The sequence below is a fragment of the Hyphomicrobium sp. CS1BSMeth3 genome, from assembly GCF_900117415.1.
Taxonomy (GTDB): Bacteria; Pseudomonadota; Alphaproteobacteria; order Rhizobiales; family Hyphomicrobiaceae.
In genome coordinates this window covers 693,087-710,598 of the sequence record NZ_FPEI01000006.1, presented here as the reverse complement: position 1 = coordinate 710,598, position 17,512 = coordinate 693,087, and the positions used below count along the sequence as shown (strand labels likewise).

The following is a 17,512-nucleotide window of genomic DNA, read 5'->3' as shown; positions in this document are numbered from 1 at the left end:
GCATAACAAGCCGTCTTTGCTAGGTTTTCTGAGCCTGTGGCGTCACTGTTTATCTTGATGTTCCATCGCACGGGCAAAACCCTTCGGAAGGAACCGCTAGCGGTCCCTGAAAAGGAGAATGGGAAGCACGGTTGAGAAGATCAGGTGGTGATCGACAGCGCCGAAATAGCGGCTATCGAAACTCAAGGGATGGACGCCGACGACGAAGACTTCGTCACGCTTCAACAGACGACACCCGGACCAGGTCGGCATAAGACGTCTCGCAACGTCGGTGCGCCGTGCCCACAGCTTGGTGTCACCGTTGATCCACACGCGCCTACCGAGGCGGCAGACCCTCATGCCGGGACCGGCCGCCAGTATCTTGATCAGGGGGCGGCCGGCTCTCAGATAGCCACGGCGATAGAGCAGATCGCGGCTGGATGTCGGCGGCGAGAGCAGGACAAAGTCACCGATAGTCGGTGCTCTCGGAAGTGGCAGATAGAGACCTACCGGGACGCTTGGAGAGAGATTGATAACGACACCACGTTCGAAAGGGGCCTGGCCGAGCAGGGCGGCAATTCCCCCGACGCCCGCAGCAACGATCGCCCAGGTCGAGCGCTTCACTTCTTGCGCGGCAAGCGTCGAGACCTCGAATATGCGATGAGGTCCTTGATGGTGTAAGCTACGCGGCTGCCGTGCTTGGCGTACTCAGGTCCCTCGTTGTTGGATCGCATATTCGTAAGCGTCTGTGGTGCCAATCGCAGGAAGTCGGCGGCTTCTTCAGTGGTCAGAAAGGGAGATCGTCTGCGCTTTCGCTGAGCCATGTATCGTCCTCTGCCCCGCTTAGCTCCGCATCTGTCACCGAGTGTGATGTGGCGGGAGACAGCTGCAAAGTTTTCAATCCGTGGAATCGGAAATTGAAGTGCGCGGGTGGGTGGGTGGGACTTTGCGTGCTGCGCGTCGAGAGCTCTGCTTTTTGAGAGCGAACACGTCGTCTCTCCGGGACGCAGAAGAGCCGCTGCGCCGAGAGGCGCAGCGGCGGCGGCGAAACCGCCTAGTCTTGAGGCGTCCAGATCAGCGCGTAGGCGTTGGGATCGGACTGCCCTGCGGCCCGGCCAAGGTTGGCGTAGAGCGTCTTGCCGAACTCGGGAGCCGAGATCGAGAGCGAGATGTACTCCTTGCCTGATGTCTGGCCGATCCGTTGCCAACCGGCGCCGATCTCGATGCCTTGCGACATCACGCGGAAGTCCGGTTGGTTGTCGGAGAGCTTGTCGCCGACAGGTAGGATCGCGATGGGTGCTCGAACGGAAAGTGTCTTGAGTTCGCCTTCGTAGCGTCCGTCCTCGCGCTTCATGACGTAACCGATGGTAGCCATTGTCGATCCTCACGTTTTCCGGCGGAGGCCTTTTCCACCGCCGGCGCGTGCAGATCGTGGCGGGCTGGAGCCTGAGGCACCCGTTGGAGCGAAGCTTCGCTGCGCGGAAACGGGCCGGAACGGAGTGGAGGACCCGCGCGGCACGCGCGGGTTGCCGCTAAGGCGACGCCTGACACATCGTTGCACACAGTTCGGCGGGGAAAATGGCCCTCCTGTGCGGCGAGAGGACTGGCTCTGGCGGCGGGCGCGGCAATAACGGGGATACATGCGGACGGAGCGACGGGCTCGCTGCTGTTCGTGCCGCAGATCTCCGGCGTCGCGACGCAAGGGACACCGACCTGCCATGAGACGCTGAGGAGCCCGATCGTGATAGCCGTGTTGGTGCGCCAGCATCATGGCCGTGAATGTCAGCAACCGCCTTCGCGGCAGCGGGCGTCACCCGAATGGGCCGAGACCGGCGTGCGGGCTCGGTCGCGCGACCTCCATCGCGCGATAGCACGCGACCGGCGCAGTGGCGTCGGGCCGCCCCGATGCTCTTTCAGCACAAGGAGAAGATTCTCAGCGCGGGTTGAAGACGACGTGGCCCGAATCCCCCGGGGCATCTGGGATTGGTTCGGATTGAGTGTTTTGACGCCACCAGCGCTTTATCTTGACACCCAGACCAGCTAGTTCTCCTCCCCAAAAGCTTTGGCGTCAAATAGACGTCTGGAGGGGCTGGCCGTGGTATTATCGCTTGCGGGCCAAAGGACGAGCAGCAAGCTCCGCGATGAGGTCGACGGGCTCGATATCGAGTGCGTGCGCAATGTCGATGAACTCGATGACGTCCAGGCGACGCTCGCCGGTTTCGATTTTGGCGACGAAGGATTGCGGCTTCGACAGGCGGCGCGCCACTTCGGTCTGGGTGAGGCCGCGGCTCTTGCGCAGTTCGATCAGGCGACGCATGAGAGCGCGGTGGCGCGACGAGCGCAGTGTAGATGGCATTCGGACGAAACCGGCATTGTGGCAACCGGCACGTCCGATAATCCTATTTTCGGATTATCCCATTTTGGGATATTACTGGAGGAGAGCCGTCCGGAATTTGACGGCAGAAAGTGAGCACGGGTCATGGCTGGCGCGATGCAGGCAGGAAGCGAGCTCAATCCTTACTTCGAGTCGACGGAGCCGGAGGCAAGTGTCGCCAGCGATGGTGCCGACTACGCTTCGGGTTTGCGCAGTGCTCAGGGTGACGAGACCGGCGTTCGGTTCGCACATAGTGCAGCAAGCGTGGAACCGATCTTGCTGGCCCGCGCACGCCTCAAGCTCATGTTGGACCCGGAAGGTCTCATCTATGTCGAGGCAATGGGCCTCGCGGACGATGTGGTCGCGGCGGGTAAGCGGAGCGGGCACTTGCCACAGGCCAGCGTGTGCGATCTCGTCAGCCGCGCGGTCGCCGCAGACAATCTTGTGCTGGAGGAAGCGCCGCTCGAGGCGCTGGCGTCGCTGCAGTCGCAATTGAATGGCGCGTTGGCAATGGTCGGTGCGGCGATTGCAAACCTGAAGAATGATAAGCAGCCGCCAACCGAGGCCAGCTAGCTGCAAGAGCCCTCACCTCGGTTTATCGCAGGAGCTCTCGATAGCCGCCCTCAGCCAGCTCGAGCGCATGCTCGATGGCGCGACGGACAAGTTGTCGGATGGCTGCACGGTTTGACGCCCATGCTGCATCAGTCTTCGCCTTGCCGAACATCAGCGTGGCGATTTCCCGCTGGGTTGCCCCGTTCCGCCGGGCATCGAGGGCCATGAGCGCATGATGCTTTCTTTCGATCCATGAGGCGGCCGGCTGTGTCTGCTCGCGGCGCAATGTCGTTGGGCGATTAAGAAGATGGCGTGTCAGGGGTAGCAACCGAGACGCCGTGAGGATCCGGTCCACACCTTCAGTAAGGAATGTCAGGCACGCTGGTGCGGTGACAAGGCTTACGCCTTCGTTGTGCAAAGTGATCGAAGCCCATCCTGACTGAAGAACGATATGCTCGATGCCATTCGGATCGACCAGCACACGGCGCAGCGCTGGCAACTCGCTTAAATCTACGTCGATGCTTTCGCCGACGCCACTGCTTGGAGGATGCGCGCGAACGCGAATGGCCTGTAGCAGAGCATCAGCGTGCCAGAAGACCGGCGCGATCTCAGCAGATGTGTCGGCATCCACGAAAGGAGTAAAGCGACCACGCCTCCGCTGCGCGGTTCGGCGTACTCAATTGGAACACCGGCTTTCCCGCGCCGACCTCGCCGATCTGGGTCATGGCTGGACCTTGTGAGCGCGCCGCGTTCCGGTAGTGCTCGTTGCGGCGTAACGCCTCCCAGGCCCAGTCAGCTTTGCAGAGAGACATGGGTGGGGAGAGCGGGAGCGATGTGAAGGCCTTGTGAGGAACAACGCTGGACATGAGTTTCCTCCGAGATTTTGTGCTTCTTCGACTACTGCCGGCTAAGGGGTGTTTTGCCTCTCCACTGCTCGATGCTGGTGTCGCCTGCGTCCGCCGTCCGCACATGCGGGGTGCGGACGCTGTGGATCTGGTGGACGGTCGTGAGCCGGTGGGCGAAACGGAAAGCCATCCCTTTGGCCCGCTCTTACGCGTCCGTCCGTCTAACGAGTCCCTCCGATCGCCAGCAGCTGCTTCTTCTGTGCATCGGTCATTGGACCGGCGCCTGCGTATTGAACAGCACTGTTGGGGTTGTAGCCTTGCTTCCCTTGCGGGCGTCGCCGACACTCTTCTTCCTCACTTTCAGGTTCACAGTCGCCACCGCCAAACCCTATGACTTCGACGATGATGACCGAGGGCTGCTCGGCAGCGTCCGACTTGGGTGCAGCCGAGTCGCGAACAGCGGCTCCTGAAGTATTGCCAGCCTCAATAAGGCCGCCGCTACTGGGCATTTGAAATGTCGGAATGCCCGTCACTGGCCCCATCGCTTGGATGTTAGCGGCGTTGAGAATGCGCAGTGCTGCCACGTTGACGGCGCCGGTTGAGCGCAGGCCCGCGTCGCCGAGATCAACGGTCCCGTGCGGCGCGATGAGATAGACAGTCGATTCGGGCTGACCAACGACTGTCCGTAGTGCGCCGATACCCGCACCTGTCACAAGCCCGGCCGGATCGATGCTCGTATAGCCATCCAGGCTCGTGACGCGGAGCAGGGGTGGATACGAGGCCGAGGTTTTAGCTCCCTTGCCAGCATTGAGATCGCCGTTCGAGGACCACATTAGGATGTCGCCCCCTTGCTCAGTGAAGATGCGGCTCTGATTCACGAGCACGTCACCTTCTGCCATGATGCGGATGTGGCCGCCTCGGAGCGTCAGAATGCCGGTCCGGGATGGATCATTGGAAAGCAAGGTAGCTGACTGGCTGCCAACGACAATACGGCCGACGGGAGCCAGGATCGATATGTCGCCGCCGAACTGGGTCTGGATCGATCCTCCGCGCAGATCGAGCGATCCACTATTGGCCGTTGTCGCCTCTCCTGACGTATTGGGGTAGCCGAACTCTGGCGGAAATAGTGTGTGTATGGCGGCATAGCTCCGGTCGTACTTCCCATAGTTGTCGGGGTTCTTGATGGGATCAGCGGACGCCCGCAGCTCGCTGAAGAGGATATCGTAAAGGAAGGCTGTCTGTTCGTTTTCAGAGAGCGCACGCAATGCGTTGACGGCCTCGGTCGGCGAGAAGGCGGTTTCCGCTTCGCCGCGTTTCCTGCGCAGATCATTGAGGTAGATACCGAGCTCAGCAAGGTATGTGTAAGGGGTTTCGGCGGCGTTCTCTGGATCCAGATAGCGGGTGACCATCGCCTCTGGATCTTTGCCGTTGGCCACGCCTAGGACCACGAAGATGTCGGCACCGTCACTTGGCAGGAAGCGGTTATTTCCTGGTCCTGTCGCGACAATCCCGCCGATCCGATCGGAGGTTGACGCCATCAGGGGGCCGATGCTGCGTCCAGCCTCGACGTAGATTGTGCCGGGACCACCAACATTGATTGTCGCCGTCCCGCCCAAATACCGAGGATTTGTGGTTCTCTGACTGTAAAGCAGTCTGCCCGCGAGGCTGGCATAGATATCACCGCCAGCAATGACACTGGTAATGTCGTCAGCACGTATGTTTTGGGCCGTGAGCGGGACATCGACGACATTGCGCCCGGCTCTGATGCGTGTTGATTTGGCGAACGTCAGCGTAACCTGTCCTAGGTTGTCGAAGACATCTCCGGTGTGACTGTATATTCGCACGGGCTCACTGTCGTCCCGATGCGTAACGTGGAAATCGTAATCAGGTAAGAGATTTGCGTCGAGCGCACCCGTGTAGGAGACCACTGAGTTGTTAAACCGCATGATGGAGATCGGAATCCCTCCGGTGATCATCGGCACACGCGGCGAAGGCAGTGTATAGGGGTTTCTATCTAGCATCCTGAGTGCTGAACCGAGGGTGCTCTCTGCCCACAGGTTGACGTTGCGTTCTGCAATCAACTCCAGTTGGCCGGTCGGCGAAGGAAAGAGCTCTATACCGGGACTGGCAGCGGCATACGGCGTCGTCCTCATGACGTTTATTGCCCCCGATGTCGCATGCGCGACGAGGTCGGCGGGCCAGACAGCACCCAGATCAGTGAACGATGATTGAGCATAGCGAACAGTTCCTCCCGGGGGCGCGGTGCGTCCACTGGACAGGAACAGCATGGGATTCCCAAAGCCGGCATAGCTGCGCAGATCGATGTCGCCGCCGGCTGCTACAAGTGTTACGCCGCTGTTGCGCGTGTACTCATAGAAGTCCGATTTGTATGTCGTCTCGTCGCTTCCCCAAAACAATGTCGTCGGCACATATGTCGGGCTGAACACGCCGCCGAGATCGATACCTCCACCGGCAGAAAGCGTGAAAGCCGAATCCGCAACGCCGAGCACGGTTGAGACCTGCATGGGTGTCGGCAGTAGCCCTTGATACCTGCTCCCTAGACTGAAGCCAGCGCGGATTGATCCGCCAGCCTGAAGCTGGCCCTCACCTTTACCGACATAGTAGGCGCCGCTGAGAACATCACGACCGGCGCGCACAAGCAGGTCGCCGCCGCCAGTGATATGGGCCACCGTCGCTGGATCAAGCGGCGACAAGCCGCCACTGACGCGGACAGTGGTCGGCAGCGAGGCGCTGAACTGGTTGACGTCGCGGCCGGCGATAATCTCGACGTCACCGCCGATGCTCATCACCCCCTGATTGAAGCTGCCGAAATTGATCCAGCTCGCCGTCTGCCGCGCTCTGCCGAGATCCCACAGCCTTGCACCGCTGTTGAAATGGAGCGGCTCGTTCGGATTAAAGATGCCAAGATCTTGCTGAGATTGAGCAAGACCTGTGCGAAGCAGCCAAGGCGTCCATATCTGACCGATAAAGGCATTGGCAACACCCGACTGCATGCCCCCGGTATCGACGACGTTCTGGAGTCCGATGACGTCGCGCTGTGCGCGGATCGAGATGTCGCCGGCGGCTTCCGGCCAGACCGGTGCATTGACGATGTAGCTGACGCCGCAGCCTTCGGGGAGCGTGCACGACCAGTTGCTTGGGATGGTGGGTTTGACGAAGCCGGACGGATTGGTCGGCAGCAGGCTGCCGTTGACATTGACGAGGTTGGCCTCGGGCAGATCCGCTGACGGACGGCCGGCGGTGTAGATGACGCCGGGCGCGACGTCATCGCGCAGGGTGACGTCGCGGCCGGCGGCCATCTCGATGAAGCCGGTGCCGGTGCGGATCATGTTGGGCAGCTGGTAGCTGGTCGATCCGCGGACATAAGTCCGGTGGCCGGAGATGGAGACGTCGCCACGCCCCTGGCTCGGCAGCCCCGACCCGGGTTCGAAGTCCGCCAGGGGACGCATGGCGCGAGGATTGACACTGGCAAAGTCGGCGCCCGCGACGATGCGGTACGACCAGCTATCGCCCCAGGACGCCGGCATCAGGTCGGCGGCGTGGGGCACTAGCGTTGAGGACGTATTGAAGAAGCCGTCGGTGAGGTTAGCGCTGACGTCGATGCTGCCGGCGGCGCGCAGGGTGAGAATACCAGGCTCAACGCCGGTGCGCCACGTCAGGTTCGGCTGCCCCGTCAGCGGATTGATCGTCCCCGCCCCGAGATCCCAGTCGCTGACGACGAGGATGTCGCCGCCATTGCGCGAGATGTCGCTGTTCCGGAGCTCGATGCCGGCGCGACCGCGGAAGTTGGCGATCTGCGCGAAGCGGCCGAAGTCGACGCCCGGGTTCTGCACGAAGGAGACGAGCTCGGCATTGAAGAAGTCGATATGGGTCTGATTAACGCCGCTCGCCAGTGCGTTGCCGGCCGCATCATAGCGTCCGAGCGGATCGATGATGCCGTCGAACGCACTGTTGGTGGTGTCGAACACCCGGAAGGCTTCGAGCACCACACTGCGCGCCCCGCGGATCATGGAGTCGGCGGTGACGTTGACATTGCTATTGACGATCGGCGCGCGCAAGTGAAGCGTGCCGCCCGAGAGCCCCGCAAGCGTTCCGCCTGAGACATCGATCGTGGATCCGTCCGTCAGCGTGATGACGCCGGTCCCGTCCGTGCCGATGAAAATATCACCGCCGCGTTTCTCCGGATCGGAGCCGGTGGCGCGGAGGCGACCGCTCGATGTGAGCGAGACGCCGTCACGGCCGTAGAGGTCGATGCGTCCGCCCTTCGTGCCGGAGGCATCGATGAGACCTCTGACGGAGACTAGGCCGCCATCGGCGGTGAGAGACACTGTCGAGGCGGAGAGGCTTCCGGTAAGTGTGAGATCGCCCTGTCCGCTGCGGATATCGACGGTATTGCGGAAGCCGTTGCTCATCAGCGTCGCGACCAACGGATCGAGCGCGACCACGCCGCCGGTTTGCAGCGTGAAGCGTCCGCCTTCGAAGCCTGCGGCGGCTGTGCCTCGCAGCGTCCCGGGAAGACCAACACTCCCCTTGGCCTGTAGGGTGATGGCGCCGGCATCACCGCCGAGCGGTGCCGCGGAGACATCAAGCACGGCGCCCGATGCGCTGACGATATTGCCGCTTGCAGCGAGAAGCGCGATCGCGCCGGCACCGGTGTCGACGCGCTTGTCAAAGATCTGCTTGCTATGGCCGATCGCGATCAGACGCGCGTTCTCACCAAGGTTGAGATCGCCCGTCTTGGCAGCGAAGGTCATGCCGCCGCTCGGCATCACGATGGAGGTGTCGATCGTGATGGCACGTCCCGTCACTGACAACAAGCCGCCCAGACCGTGGGTGACCGGTGCACCTCCGGTGCCGCCAAGCAGCGCGATCATCCCCGTCGACGTCCACGCGTGGTCGGCACCGGCTGCCGTCGTGACGAGCGGTGTGCGCATCGTCACCGGCATGGCGCCGAAGTCCATACTTCCCCTGCCCTCGGCGAGGACACGCAGGCTTGCGGTAGCATCGAAGCTTGCGTAGCCGCTGATGCGGCTGTCGCCGGCGCCGAACACGATCTCGTCGGCCGTGACGGTGAAGGTGCCGCCGCTTGCGGGCGAGTGATCGGACGCCCCGCCGAGCGTGTTGGAGAAGGCAACCCGGCCTGCTTCGAGCTTGAGCTCACCGCCGTGACCGACAATGCTGCCGGCGTTGAGGGTCAGCGAAGTCTGATGCACGCTGCCACGCCCCAGACGAATATCGACATCGCCGTAGGCGTCGATGCTGGTGGTGCTGGTCAACGTGATGTTCTCTATGCCACCAAGCACGGCCAGGCTTTGCGCATCGAGCACGAAGCCGCTCGATGGCACGACAGTTGCGCCGGTGCCAATCAGGGCGATGCTCTGCGTCAGCACGTCGAGATTGTCAGTGGTGAGGATGGCCCCCGGTTGGAGGTTCACGTTTCCCAAGCTCTGCAGCGCAATCGAGCCTTTGCCGATGAGTTGCGCGCCATCGGCGATCACGACGCGGGCGCTCGATGAGGAAGGTGCGTTGCTGTTGCTGATCGCGGTCAAGGCGCCGCCGGAGACGCGAACCAGCGCACCGTCACCGGACGTAATCAACCGCGTCAGCTGCTGCGGAGCGCCCTCACCAATGACGACGCTGCCGGCCTCGAACCGGAGGCCGTTCGCCGCGTTGGGATCGATGCCCGAGGGATCGGTCTTGATCGCGAACAGGAGTTCTGGTGCAACGAGCGCGCTTGCTTCGTCATTGGAGACAAGAATCGAATTGGCGACAGCAGTGATGAGCTGACCTGTACCGCTGGCCATGCGTGTGCCGCCGAGCAGGATGCTCTCGGCTTTGAGGTCGGTGAGACTCGAAGCGAAGAGGCCGAGATAGCCGCTCTGCGCAGTCTGTCCCTGGGCGAGAATCTGCAACGCGCTGCCGCCGATGTCGACGCGGCCGCCACGCCCGTGCTGCACCGTACCAAAAAGCGTCTGAGCCTGCAGAACAAGGTGACTGGCGGCACTGATGGCCAGACGTCCGGCATCCTGCGGTCGGTAAGGCGCGAAGTCCGTATGTAGCACCTCGGTATTACTGAAGAATTCGTTAGCATTGGTCAGCTTGTACTCGGAGTACTGCTGCCACACGTCACGCGACTGCACTTCAAATGTGGTCACGCCAGAATCTCGCCGGCTGTGATCACTCGACGCAAAGAAGCCGCCAGCAACGACTGTGCCATCTGGCAACACGCCGCCTGCGCGCGGATCACCGTCGGGACGCACCACCACGCGGTAGGCGCCTGGCAACACCGCGTACTGCGCCGGCAGCAGCGTGTAGTAACCATCCGGCAAGCCGGGCACGCCAGTTAGATAGACGTCGCCATAATTCGTTACGCCGCCCGCGGTCTTGTCGATAGGCGCCCGGGTGCCAGTGTAGCCTGGCATAATCGCGTAGATCTGCCGATTGTCGGTGTACTGCGGTGTATGGATAGCGTTGCCGTTAGCATCGTAGGTTGCAATGGTCCGCTGCAGCACGTCGCGGCTGCCGCCAGTGCCGGGAATGAACTCCGGTGCGACCAGATCGCCGCCAGCACTCAGGTCCAGTATCGCGCCATCGGCCATGGCCACGGAGGCGCCCTTGAGCGTAATCAATTTGTCCGGCGGCGCAGAAAGTTCCAGGCCGCCGAATACCCAATTGAGCTGATCCTGGGTCATGCCATAGGGAATGATGGCCCCTTCCAGCGACACGGACGTCAGGCTTCCCGGAAGGAGTTCGACCGATCGGGTCAGACCCTCAACGCCCAAGATGATCGAACCCTGGGGCGCGCGCAGCGTTCCACCTTGCACAATGTATGGCGCGACGATTTCGAGACTGCCCCCCGCCGACAGGGGAACCATGGGACGGTTGCCGTTCTGCACAAAGCGGATCGCACTATCGGCACCTACCGACCGAATTACAAACTTTTGGCCGGTGCCAGGATACACCTGTGCGGCGCTGAACGTCACATCACCTGCTGTGAGCAATGCACCCTGGTATTCAGTGTAGTTGATGAACAAACCGGGATCAGGCTCATATGAGGTTTGAACAGCATTTCCAAACAAGCGAATATCACCCGAGGCACGCAGCTCGAGTGTCTTCAGATTGTTGATAATAAGGTTCCCGTCGACGTCGATCGTATCTGCGGCGATCGAAAGCGTCCCTCGAACATTATTGGCGGCTGGCATGTCGCTGGGAAGGAGACGACGGTCAAGCCCGGACAAGCGCACATATTGCGCGGAAAGCTCTGTCACCGGCTCATTCGTCGATGGTAGCTGCCCCGGTGCTACGGGCGCCGGGACAAGGTTGAGGGCGCCAAACCCGAGATCGATCATCCCCGGTAGAGTCAATGATACTCCGTCCTCAACATTTAGTGCGCCACGGGTTCCAGCAGCGACAGCACCGTTGAATACAAGCGTGTCTGCGCCAGACTGTTGAATCAGATCGGCCCTGATCATGAATTTTTGCGCGTATGTCGCAAAGAGCAGGTCTGTCCCGACAGCGACGGTGTCCGGCAGAGTCGAAACGGCACCACTCGTCAACGTCGCGAGGCTGATCTGGCCCACGCGTGGAGATTGGATCGGATTGTAGACAAGCATTCCGCCCCGTCCCTGGGCACCACCGCCAGCCGCTTCCAGCGTGCCGTCGAAGTAGAAGCCCTCGGCCGCTGAAAAGCTGATCGTTCCCCCGTCGCTCCAAACGTCTTGACGTGTGTATGAATTGACCGGCGCAAAACCGGCTCGTGAAAATGGCTTGATCCCGCTCAGTAGATCGCTGCTCGAGCGCATAACATCGAGTTCGCCCGTAATGCCGGACACGTCGATACGCGCGCCCTCCATACCGACGACGTAACCTTTTGCGCTTGAGATCGTAACTGTTCCGCCATCGAGCACACGGCCCAGCCGCGGGCGATCGAAGACGCCATTGATAGGCGGCAAATCGTCAACGACGATTGATCCACTGGCATCGAGAACAGCCGTCGACGCTAGCCAGATGGCTGAGCGTTCATTGTAGAACGGCTGAGGGTTGAATCCGATGTATTTGGGAGTATTCGGTCCAACGAGTTCGATCGCCCCCCCGTGCGCGCGGATCTCTCCGGCGACGATCAGATGGCCCGCTGTCGAAAGCCGGACCCTTGCGCCTGCATCCGCCAGAATTCTGGTATGCGCACCGAGCACAAGCTGATCGGCAACGCCAAAGTCCGCCACTTGCACGCCGCCGATGGTGTTAACGCTCGGTGGACGGTTGTAATAGACGTTTCCATTGATGGCGATGTCGACGGCCTGACGGCGGTAGTCGGACAGCAGCCCGACTGTGACGGCCCCAGACGCAAGAGGATCTACGTCGGGCGAGACCCATGCAGAGGTTGGCACGTAGTTGAGTTGGCGCGGTGCGATGATAGCCGGTGCCTCGACAGCCCCATCGACAATCGTCGTATCATTGATCGATGTGAGGGCATAGCTGCCAAAGCTGTTGTCTCTAAAAAACTCGCGACTGAGCACCAGACGGCCAGCAGTCTCCTCGCCTGGACCAATGACAAGCTCTCCAACGCGCAGGTTGAGCGCTCCGCCGCTCGAAAACCCATAGGACGAGATTGTCCCATCAAGGCGAACGGTTGCGTGGCTGGCGCGGGGTGGCGGCGAGGGCGGCGAGTTGAGCGAATACATTGGGCCGGCGTAGGTGAGGATGGAGATGTCGCCACCCTTGCCACGCGGCACTCCATTCTGGGCAGACCAAGTGCCGTTGGCGAGAATATGCCCTCCGCTCGACGCATCAAGGACGCTGCCCGCGTCAAGGATGATGTCGCCAGTATTATCCGCGATCAAAACTCCGAGGCCGGCCGATGATGCGTTGGTCGCTAGCGTGATAGCGCCACCATCGATGAATTTTGCGCCATAGGCCGAAACATGGACACGATCATCAACCCAAAGGCCACGAGTGTTGAGCGATGCGCCCTCGCTCACCTGGATGGTACCGAGCCGCGCCACGATGGGCGTGGCCGCCACCGCGGTCGGTAGAACAAAACCCTTGGGAATATATGTCGAAGCGGGAAAGGTTACATCGATCGGCGCTGTCTGGCCCGCGGCAGCGTAGATGCTAATGGGAGTTTGGAGTGTGATGCCAGTTGGGAAGGAGTCTGTGGGGAGAATGTATCCAGCAGGCAAGTTGCCCCAATAAAGACGGGATCCTGCTGGGATTACTGTGCCGGGCTGGACATTCGTGACTGGGGTTGTTGATCCTGGGGGGAAGTATCTCATCAAGTTGGTGCCACCGGCTGGCACCGTCCAGTCTGCTGCCAGCACGGGCTGAAGAGCGGTGTTGGTCGACGAGGTTGTCAATCGGATGAGGACGGGGATCGGTTCGCCCGGCCGGACCTGTGTTGTCTGATAGGTCGTGCCGAACGGCAATGGCGTCCCGGCAGGCACGACAAGCGGATCATCCAGTATGAGATTCCCAGGGGCAGGTGTATTGGCCGCCAGAATGCCATCAGGCAGATTAGGCGTGAGCGTCTCCAGCTCTGGCGGAAGGTAAATGTTAGCGTCGACATGTTGCGGAGTACGCAGCTCAATAGAGCCTGACGGCGCCTTGAGTTTGCCGTCGACACGAACGAGGCCACCCGAGAGACCGATATGGCCTCCAGGAACGACATTGAGTTCGACGTCATCCGTAACGATAAGTCCACCGGGAGTTGTCAGCTTGATGCTGCCGAGGCCGATGTCCGAAAGAGCATCAGCAGACAGCCAGCTCCACAGTCCAAGTCCGGGTTTACCGATGTCTGGCGTAGCAAGCGGGCTGTCGATACCGAGACCACCCGGAAGTGCCTGGCCCTCGCCGGAGATGACAATGTTACTGAGAGTCGAAATCGCAAGCTCGCCGCTCTTGGGCGGCTGACTTCTGGCAATCTGCCGCTCGCCATTGACAATGTCGGCGATCAGATTGCCATCGAAATAGACGACACCATACAGGCCAGTGCCGGCGAGCCTCAGTGATCCGGCTGCCGCGCCCTCGTAGTAGCCGGCTTCGTAACTATAGGAGCGTTTGAACCGTGATGCCCATGTCTCGGTGACACCCCACCGTGCGCTGTGGCGTGTGAAGCCGTCGTAGATCGCGACGTACTTCATCATCGGATCGGCATCGGCGATGTTGTAGACACGGCCGTCAGCGCCAAGCAAATGTGTCGTTGGCACCGTGCCGCCGGTGTAGTTGATAAAGCCGCCCGAGAGATTCACCGCCGCCCCCTGAGGCACGACGATATCCCTTTGACCATTGACGGCGACGCTGCCGCCTGCGACGAGATACTCGCGTGTCGATTTCTGGATCAGGCCGACGTAGCCCTTCGCATCGAGCAGCGGTGAGCCGATCCACTCGACGCCGTCCTCGCGCACGCCGGAGATGCGGGTATCGACCCAGATGTCCTGCCCGCGCAGCGCCGAGTCGCGTTGCAGCGGAGAATCCGCGAACTCCTGTCCGCGCGGCTGGATCTTGATGATGGCCCGCTCGATCGGCACCTCGATATCGGTCAAGCCCGAGACGTCGATTACCGAGCCCGACGCTAGGAACACCCGGCCATTGTCGTCGGGGATGTTACGATGTGCGTCAAAATCTGACGCGGCATTGGTCGCATCGATAGTGATCTTGCCCGAGGGTGCACGGAGGAACGTGTCTGATTGAATGTCAACCGACGATCCTTTCAGCGCCACGGTGAGGCCGCCGTTGAAAGCGGGCGCCGTCACCTCTTTACCTTCGGCATCGAGCATAGCATCGGCATCCAATAGGATGCTACTGCCACTGCGCAGTGTCAGGCGCCCATCGGCGGTGAGCGCGATCGTGCCCGGCCGGTTGATGCTAGTGGTCGATGTCAAGAGGCCGGCCTGCTCGACCAGCGTGCCGCGCATGACGATCCCGCCGCGATCGGCGCTGATGAGGCCCGTGTTCAGCGCCGTATAGGCCGGCTCACCAGCATAGTTCGGATTGAAGTAGTAGGGATCGTTGGTCGGCACCGCCGGTCCGGGCGTGAACTGGAGCTGCTTGTCGGCGCCGATCGTCGCTGTCACCGTGCGGCCGGCCGCGAGCACGGCCTGGCCGTCCGCGGTCAGGATCGACCCGGCGTTCGTGACGTTAGGGCCAAACAGCATGATGCGGCCGCCATCATCGAGACCGCTGGCTGACGCTGCACGCAGCACGGCGCCGGCCTCGACGACGACATTACCTTCGATCGCGTCGGGAATAATGAGCGCACCTGTGGCATCAGGTAGCTTGCGGTTCTGGAAAATAGCCGTGCCGGAAGCGAACAGGCCATTCAGAAAAGTCTGATCGCGATCGGCGACCAAGTTGGTATTCGGACCTTTGATGTCGAGGCTCGAGGCAAGCAGGGAACCGACATTGATCTGCGAGGTGCCTCCGAAGATGATGCCATTGCGGTTGATGACATAGACCGATCCATCGGCGGTGATGGAGCCGAGGATGCGGCTCGGCGCCAGGCTCGGATCGAGGACGCGGTTGAGCGCGATCCAATCGCGATTGCCCTTCTGATCGAAGGTGAGGTCTGTTTCCTTGCCGACATTGAACGTCTGCCAGGTCAGGATAGACTTCTGCTGCAGCTGCTCAATAGTGACCTTGGTCCGCTCGCCATCAGTGAACTCGGTCGGCAGCTTGGCACCTTGCCACAGGTTGGAGCCGGGGACGGCATCTGGTGCCACCTGAAGTCCCCCAGGCCGCAGCCCGTTGGCAATGGTGCTGAGCTGCGCCCGCGCCGCATCGCGCGCCGCCTGCTGCGTCGCCTGCTGTGCCTGGATCGCGAGCGTCGCGCGCCTCAGGGCGTTCTCAGCCTGCCGAGCCGCGCGTTGTGCTTCGAGCTGCGCCGACTGAGCCGCGGCAATCGCGGCGGCCGACGGCGACGGTGTCGCCGAGTTACCGAACGGCCGAGCTTCTATCTGTGATATCGTCGCAAACAATGCAATCATACTTGCCGTCGCGAGTAGCGCGGTCCGATAAGCATTGGTGCGGTAGGCTGCGGAGTGGATGACGGCAGGCTTGTCAGTCATTGCAGACCTTCTCGACAAAGGGATCTCTGGGCAACCTGTATGGCTCTGCCGTGATCGTCGAACTGCTTCGACAATCCTTAGACGACTCCACGCCGCGGAATGCGCAATGATGTTGGTTAGCTTTTTTTTAAGGGAGATCGAACTGCCGCGTCTGCTCCACATTCGGGCCAGACGAGTCTCCCTCAATTCGGGGCGCCCGCAAATTTCGGGCGCCCGTGCCAGGCTGTGACGTCAGCCGTTGGCCACGAGTCTGAGCTCGCGGACGGGACGACGCCAGCTTGGGGCCACCATGCGCACAGCGATCTCGAGCATGGCCGGACCATCCAGCGTGCGCGTCAGCATCGCGGCGCCGCCGGTCCAGCGCCACGCGTCGTCGCCGTGATGCTCCGTCGGATAGAAGCCGTCGCCAAAGGCATCACTATCGAGATCGAGGGTCTCGCCATCGATGCGTACCGTGCTGACCGCGACACCAAGGGTGCGGCGATCGGTTAACCCAGGCATGACCTGCGCCAGCACGCTGCTGCTCGATTGCAGCCCGACCTCTTTGGCGGCGGGTACTGCGAACCAGTAGCGGTTGCCGACCACATGCACCGGGGACACGCGGACACCGTCGGCGACGACGGCGAGATCCGCTACACCCGCCCTGACCCAACCCATTTCCTCAGCGCGCGCCTGCAGGCGATGCTGCACCTCTTCGAGTTGTGGGCCGGCAGCCACTATCGGCGCACAGGCCTCGTCCCAGCTCTTGGGATCGAGCCGGCCATGCAGCGCCACGTGCTCGCCCGAGTTTGAGAACGATGCGCGGTTACCGTCGTCGAGATAGCTCTCGCACGCTAGGCTCTCGGCGAGCAGGACGTCGTGGCTGTCGAGCTCGACGTGGAAGTAGCGGATCGTCTCGACGCTCTGCTGCATGATCGTGGCGCCATTGACAAGGCAGCCGGCCGGAACCAGCACGCCGTCGACGAAGATGGCATGGCCCGGCGAGACGCGCAGGTCGCGCACCGGCAGTCCCGACGCGAAAGCGCCGGCCTTGATGCGGATCGGATTGACCTCATGTGGGCGCGGATGGCGCCCCGGATGCGCAACCGTCTGGCCGATCCACTTGATGGGACGCTCGGCGCCCGACACCGTGATGACAATGTCACCTTTCTTCAGATCCTCGACCGCGATATCGCCGCGCGTCGTGCGGATCAGCACGCCCTCGGCAAAACAAGGTTCGGGAGGGGGAGCCGGCAGATCGAAAGGGGTGTTCGGGTTATTAGCGGAGAGCGTCATGGGGACGCCGGGTGTATGCGTATAACCGGATTCACCAAGGAACATATACCATCCATTCCTGGTGCCATTGGGCCACCCGGAAATGATCTGGATCAGCAAGCCGTCTTTGTTATGAGCGACGGCCTCAACTTGTAACTCCACGGTTTCTCCGGGCAGGTTAAGCAGCGTAAGGCGGGAGCCATCTTCGTCAATCACTCGCCATCCGCCACTGTTTTCAACAGTGTGTAAGGTTAGCGAGTAGGTACCATCTCCCGTATTTTGAATATTGTTCACCAATGGATTGGTGCTTTGGTCGGGGTTAATGGTAAAGTAGCGATGCTCAGGCGAGGAATTGGCTCCCCGAAATTCGATCTCCAACATGTCTTCAAATGATGGGATACCGCTGGTCATGTCGTGCTCCTATTGAG

Annotated in this window: 8 protein-coding genes; 1 reads left to right on the top strand and 7 read right to left on the bottom strand. The window is 61.4% G+C overall.

Annotation, left to right across the window (positions count from 1 at the left end):
• Nucleotides 1–96 precede the first annotated feature (96 nt).
• The 4 genes from CS1BSM3_RS18375 to CS1BSM3_RS18360 form a co-directional block, all read right to left on the bottom strand.
• Nucleotides 97–603 carry a S26 family signal peptidase gene (locus tag CS1BSM3_RS18375; protein WP_174263721.1) on the bottom strand — a complete coding sequence of 169 codons (507 nt, stop codon included), beginning with the start codon at nucleotides 601–603 and terminating at the stop codon, nucleotides 97–99.
• Nucleotides 600–803 carry a helix-turn-helix domain-containing protein gene (locus tag CS1BSM3_RS28820; RefSeq protein ID WP_072389333.1) on the bottom strand — a complete coding sequence of 68 codons (204 nt, stop codon included), beginning with the start codon at nucleotides 801–803 and terminating at the stop codon, nucleotides 600–602. Before CS1BSM3_RS28820 ends, CS1BSM3_RS18375 begins: the two co-directional genes overlap by 4 nt.
• A 230-nt stretch (nucleotides 804–1,033) precedes the next feature.
• Nucleotides 1,034–1,354 carry a DUF736 domain-containing protein gene (locus CS1BSM3_RS18365; protein ID WP_072389332.1) on the bottom strand — a complete coding sequence of 107 codons (321 nt, stop codon included), beginning with the start codon at nucleotides 1,352–1,354 and terminating at the stop codon, nucleotides 1,034–1,036.
• A 726-nt stretch (nucleotides 1,355–2,080) separates the two neighbouring features.
• On the bottom strand, nucleotides 2,081–2,335 hold the full coding sequence (locus CS1BSM3_RS18360) for a helix-turn-helix domain-containing protein (RefSeq protein ID WP_072389330.1): 255 nt from the start codon (nucleotides 2,333–2,335) through the stop codon (nucleotides 2,081–2,083).
• Between the two features lie 123 nt (nucleotides 2,336–2,458).
• Between CS1BSM3_RS18360 and CS1BSM3_RS18355 the strand changes: the two genes are divergently transcribed.
• Nucleotides 2,459–2,926 (top strand): hypothetical protein, encoded by a 468-nt coding sequence (locus CS1BSM3_RS18355; protein WP_072389328.1) that lies wholly within the window; start codon nucleotides 2,459–2,461, stop codon nucleotides 2,924–2,926.
• A 22-nt stretch (nucleotides 2,927–2,948) separates the two neighbouring features.
• Here the strand turns inward: CS1BSM3_RS18355 and CS1BSM3_RS18350 are convergent, their stop codons facing one another.
• From CS1BSM3_RS18350 to CS1BSM3_RS18340, 3 genes are all read right to left on the bottom strand, one after another.
• Complete coding sequence (locus CS1BSM3_RS18350) at nucleotides 2,949–3,536, bottom strand: DUF2285 domain-containing protein (protein WP_072389326.1); 588 nt, start codon at nucleotides 3,534–3,536, stop codon at nucleotides 2,949–2,951.
• A 435-nt stretch (nucleotides 3,537–3,971) separates the two neighbouring features.
• On the bottom strand, nucleotides 3,972–15,830 hold the full coding sequence (locus CS1BSM3_RS18345; RefSeq protein ID WP_072389324.1) for a filamentous haemagglutinin family protein: 11,859 nt from the start codon (nucleotides 15,828–15,830) through the stop codon (nucleotides 3,972–3,974).
• 231 nt (nucleotides 15,831–16,061) lie between these two features.
• Nucleotides 16,062–17,495, bottom strand: a complete 1,434-nt coding sequence (locus CS1BSM3_RS18340) for a Hint domain-containing protein (RefSeq protein ID WP_083528709.1) — start codon at nucleotides 17,493–17,495, stop codon at nucleotides 16,062–16,064.
• Nucleotides 17,496–17,512: the final 17 nt, after the last annotated feature.

What these genes read in the sequence shown, in the direction of transcription:
- CS1BSM3_RS18355 (WP_072389328.1), top strand. Translation starts at nt 2,459, where the DNA reads ATGGCTGGCGCGATGCAGGCAGGAAGCGAGCTCAATCCTTACTTCGAG.
- CS1BSM3_RS18340 (WP_083528709.1), bottom strand. Translation starts at nt 17,495, where the DNA reads ATGACCAGCGGTATCCCATCATTTGAAGACATGTTGGAGATCGAATTT.
- CS1BSM3_RS18365 (WP_072389332.1), bottom strand. Translation starts at nt 1,354, where the DNA reads ATGGCTACCATCGGTTACGTCATGAAGCGCGAGGACGGACGCTACGAA.
- CS1BSM3_RS18360 (WP_072389330.1), bottom strand. Translation starts at nt 2,335, where the DNA reads ATGCCATCTACACTGCGCTCGTCGCGCCACCGCGCTCTCATGCGTCGC.
- CS1BSM3_RS18345 (WP_072389324.1), bottom strand. Translation starts at nt 15,830, where the DNA reads ATGACTGACAAGCCTGCCGTCATCCACTCCGCAGCCTACCGCACCAAT.
- CS1BSM3_RS28820 (WP_072389333.1), bottom strand. Translation starts at nt 803, where the DNA reads ATGGCTCAGCGAAAGCGCAGACGATCTCCCTTTCTGACCACTGAAGAA.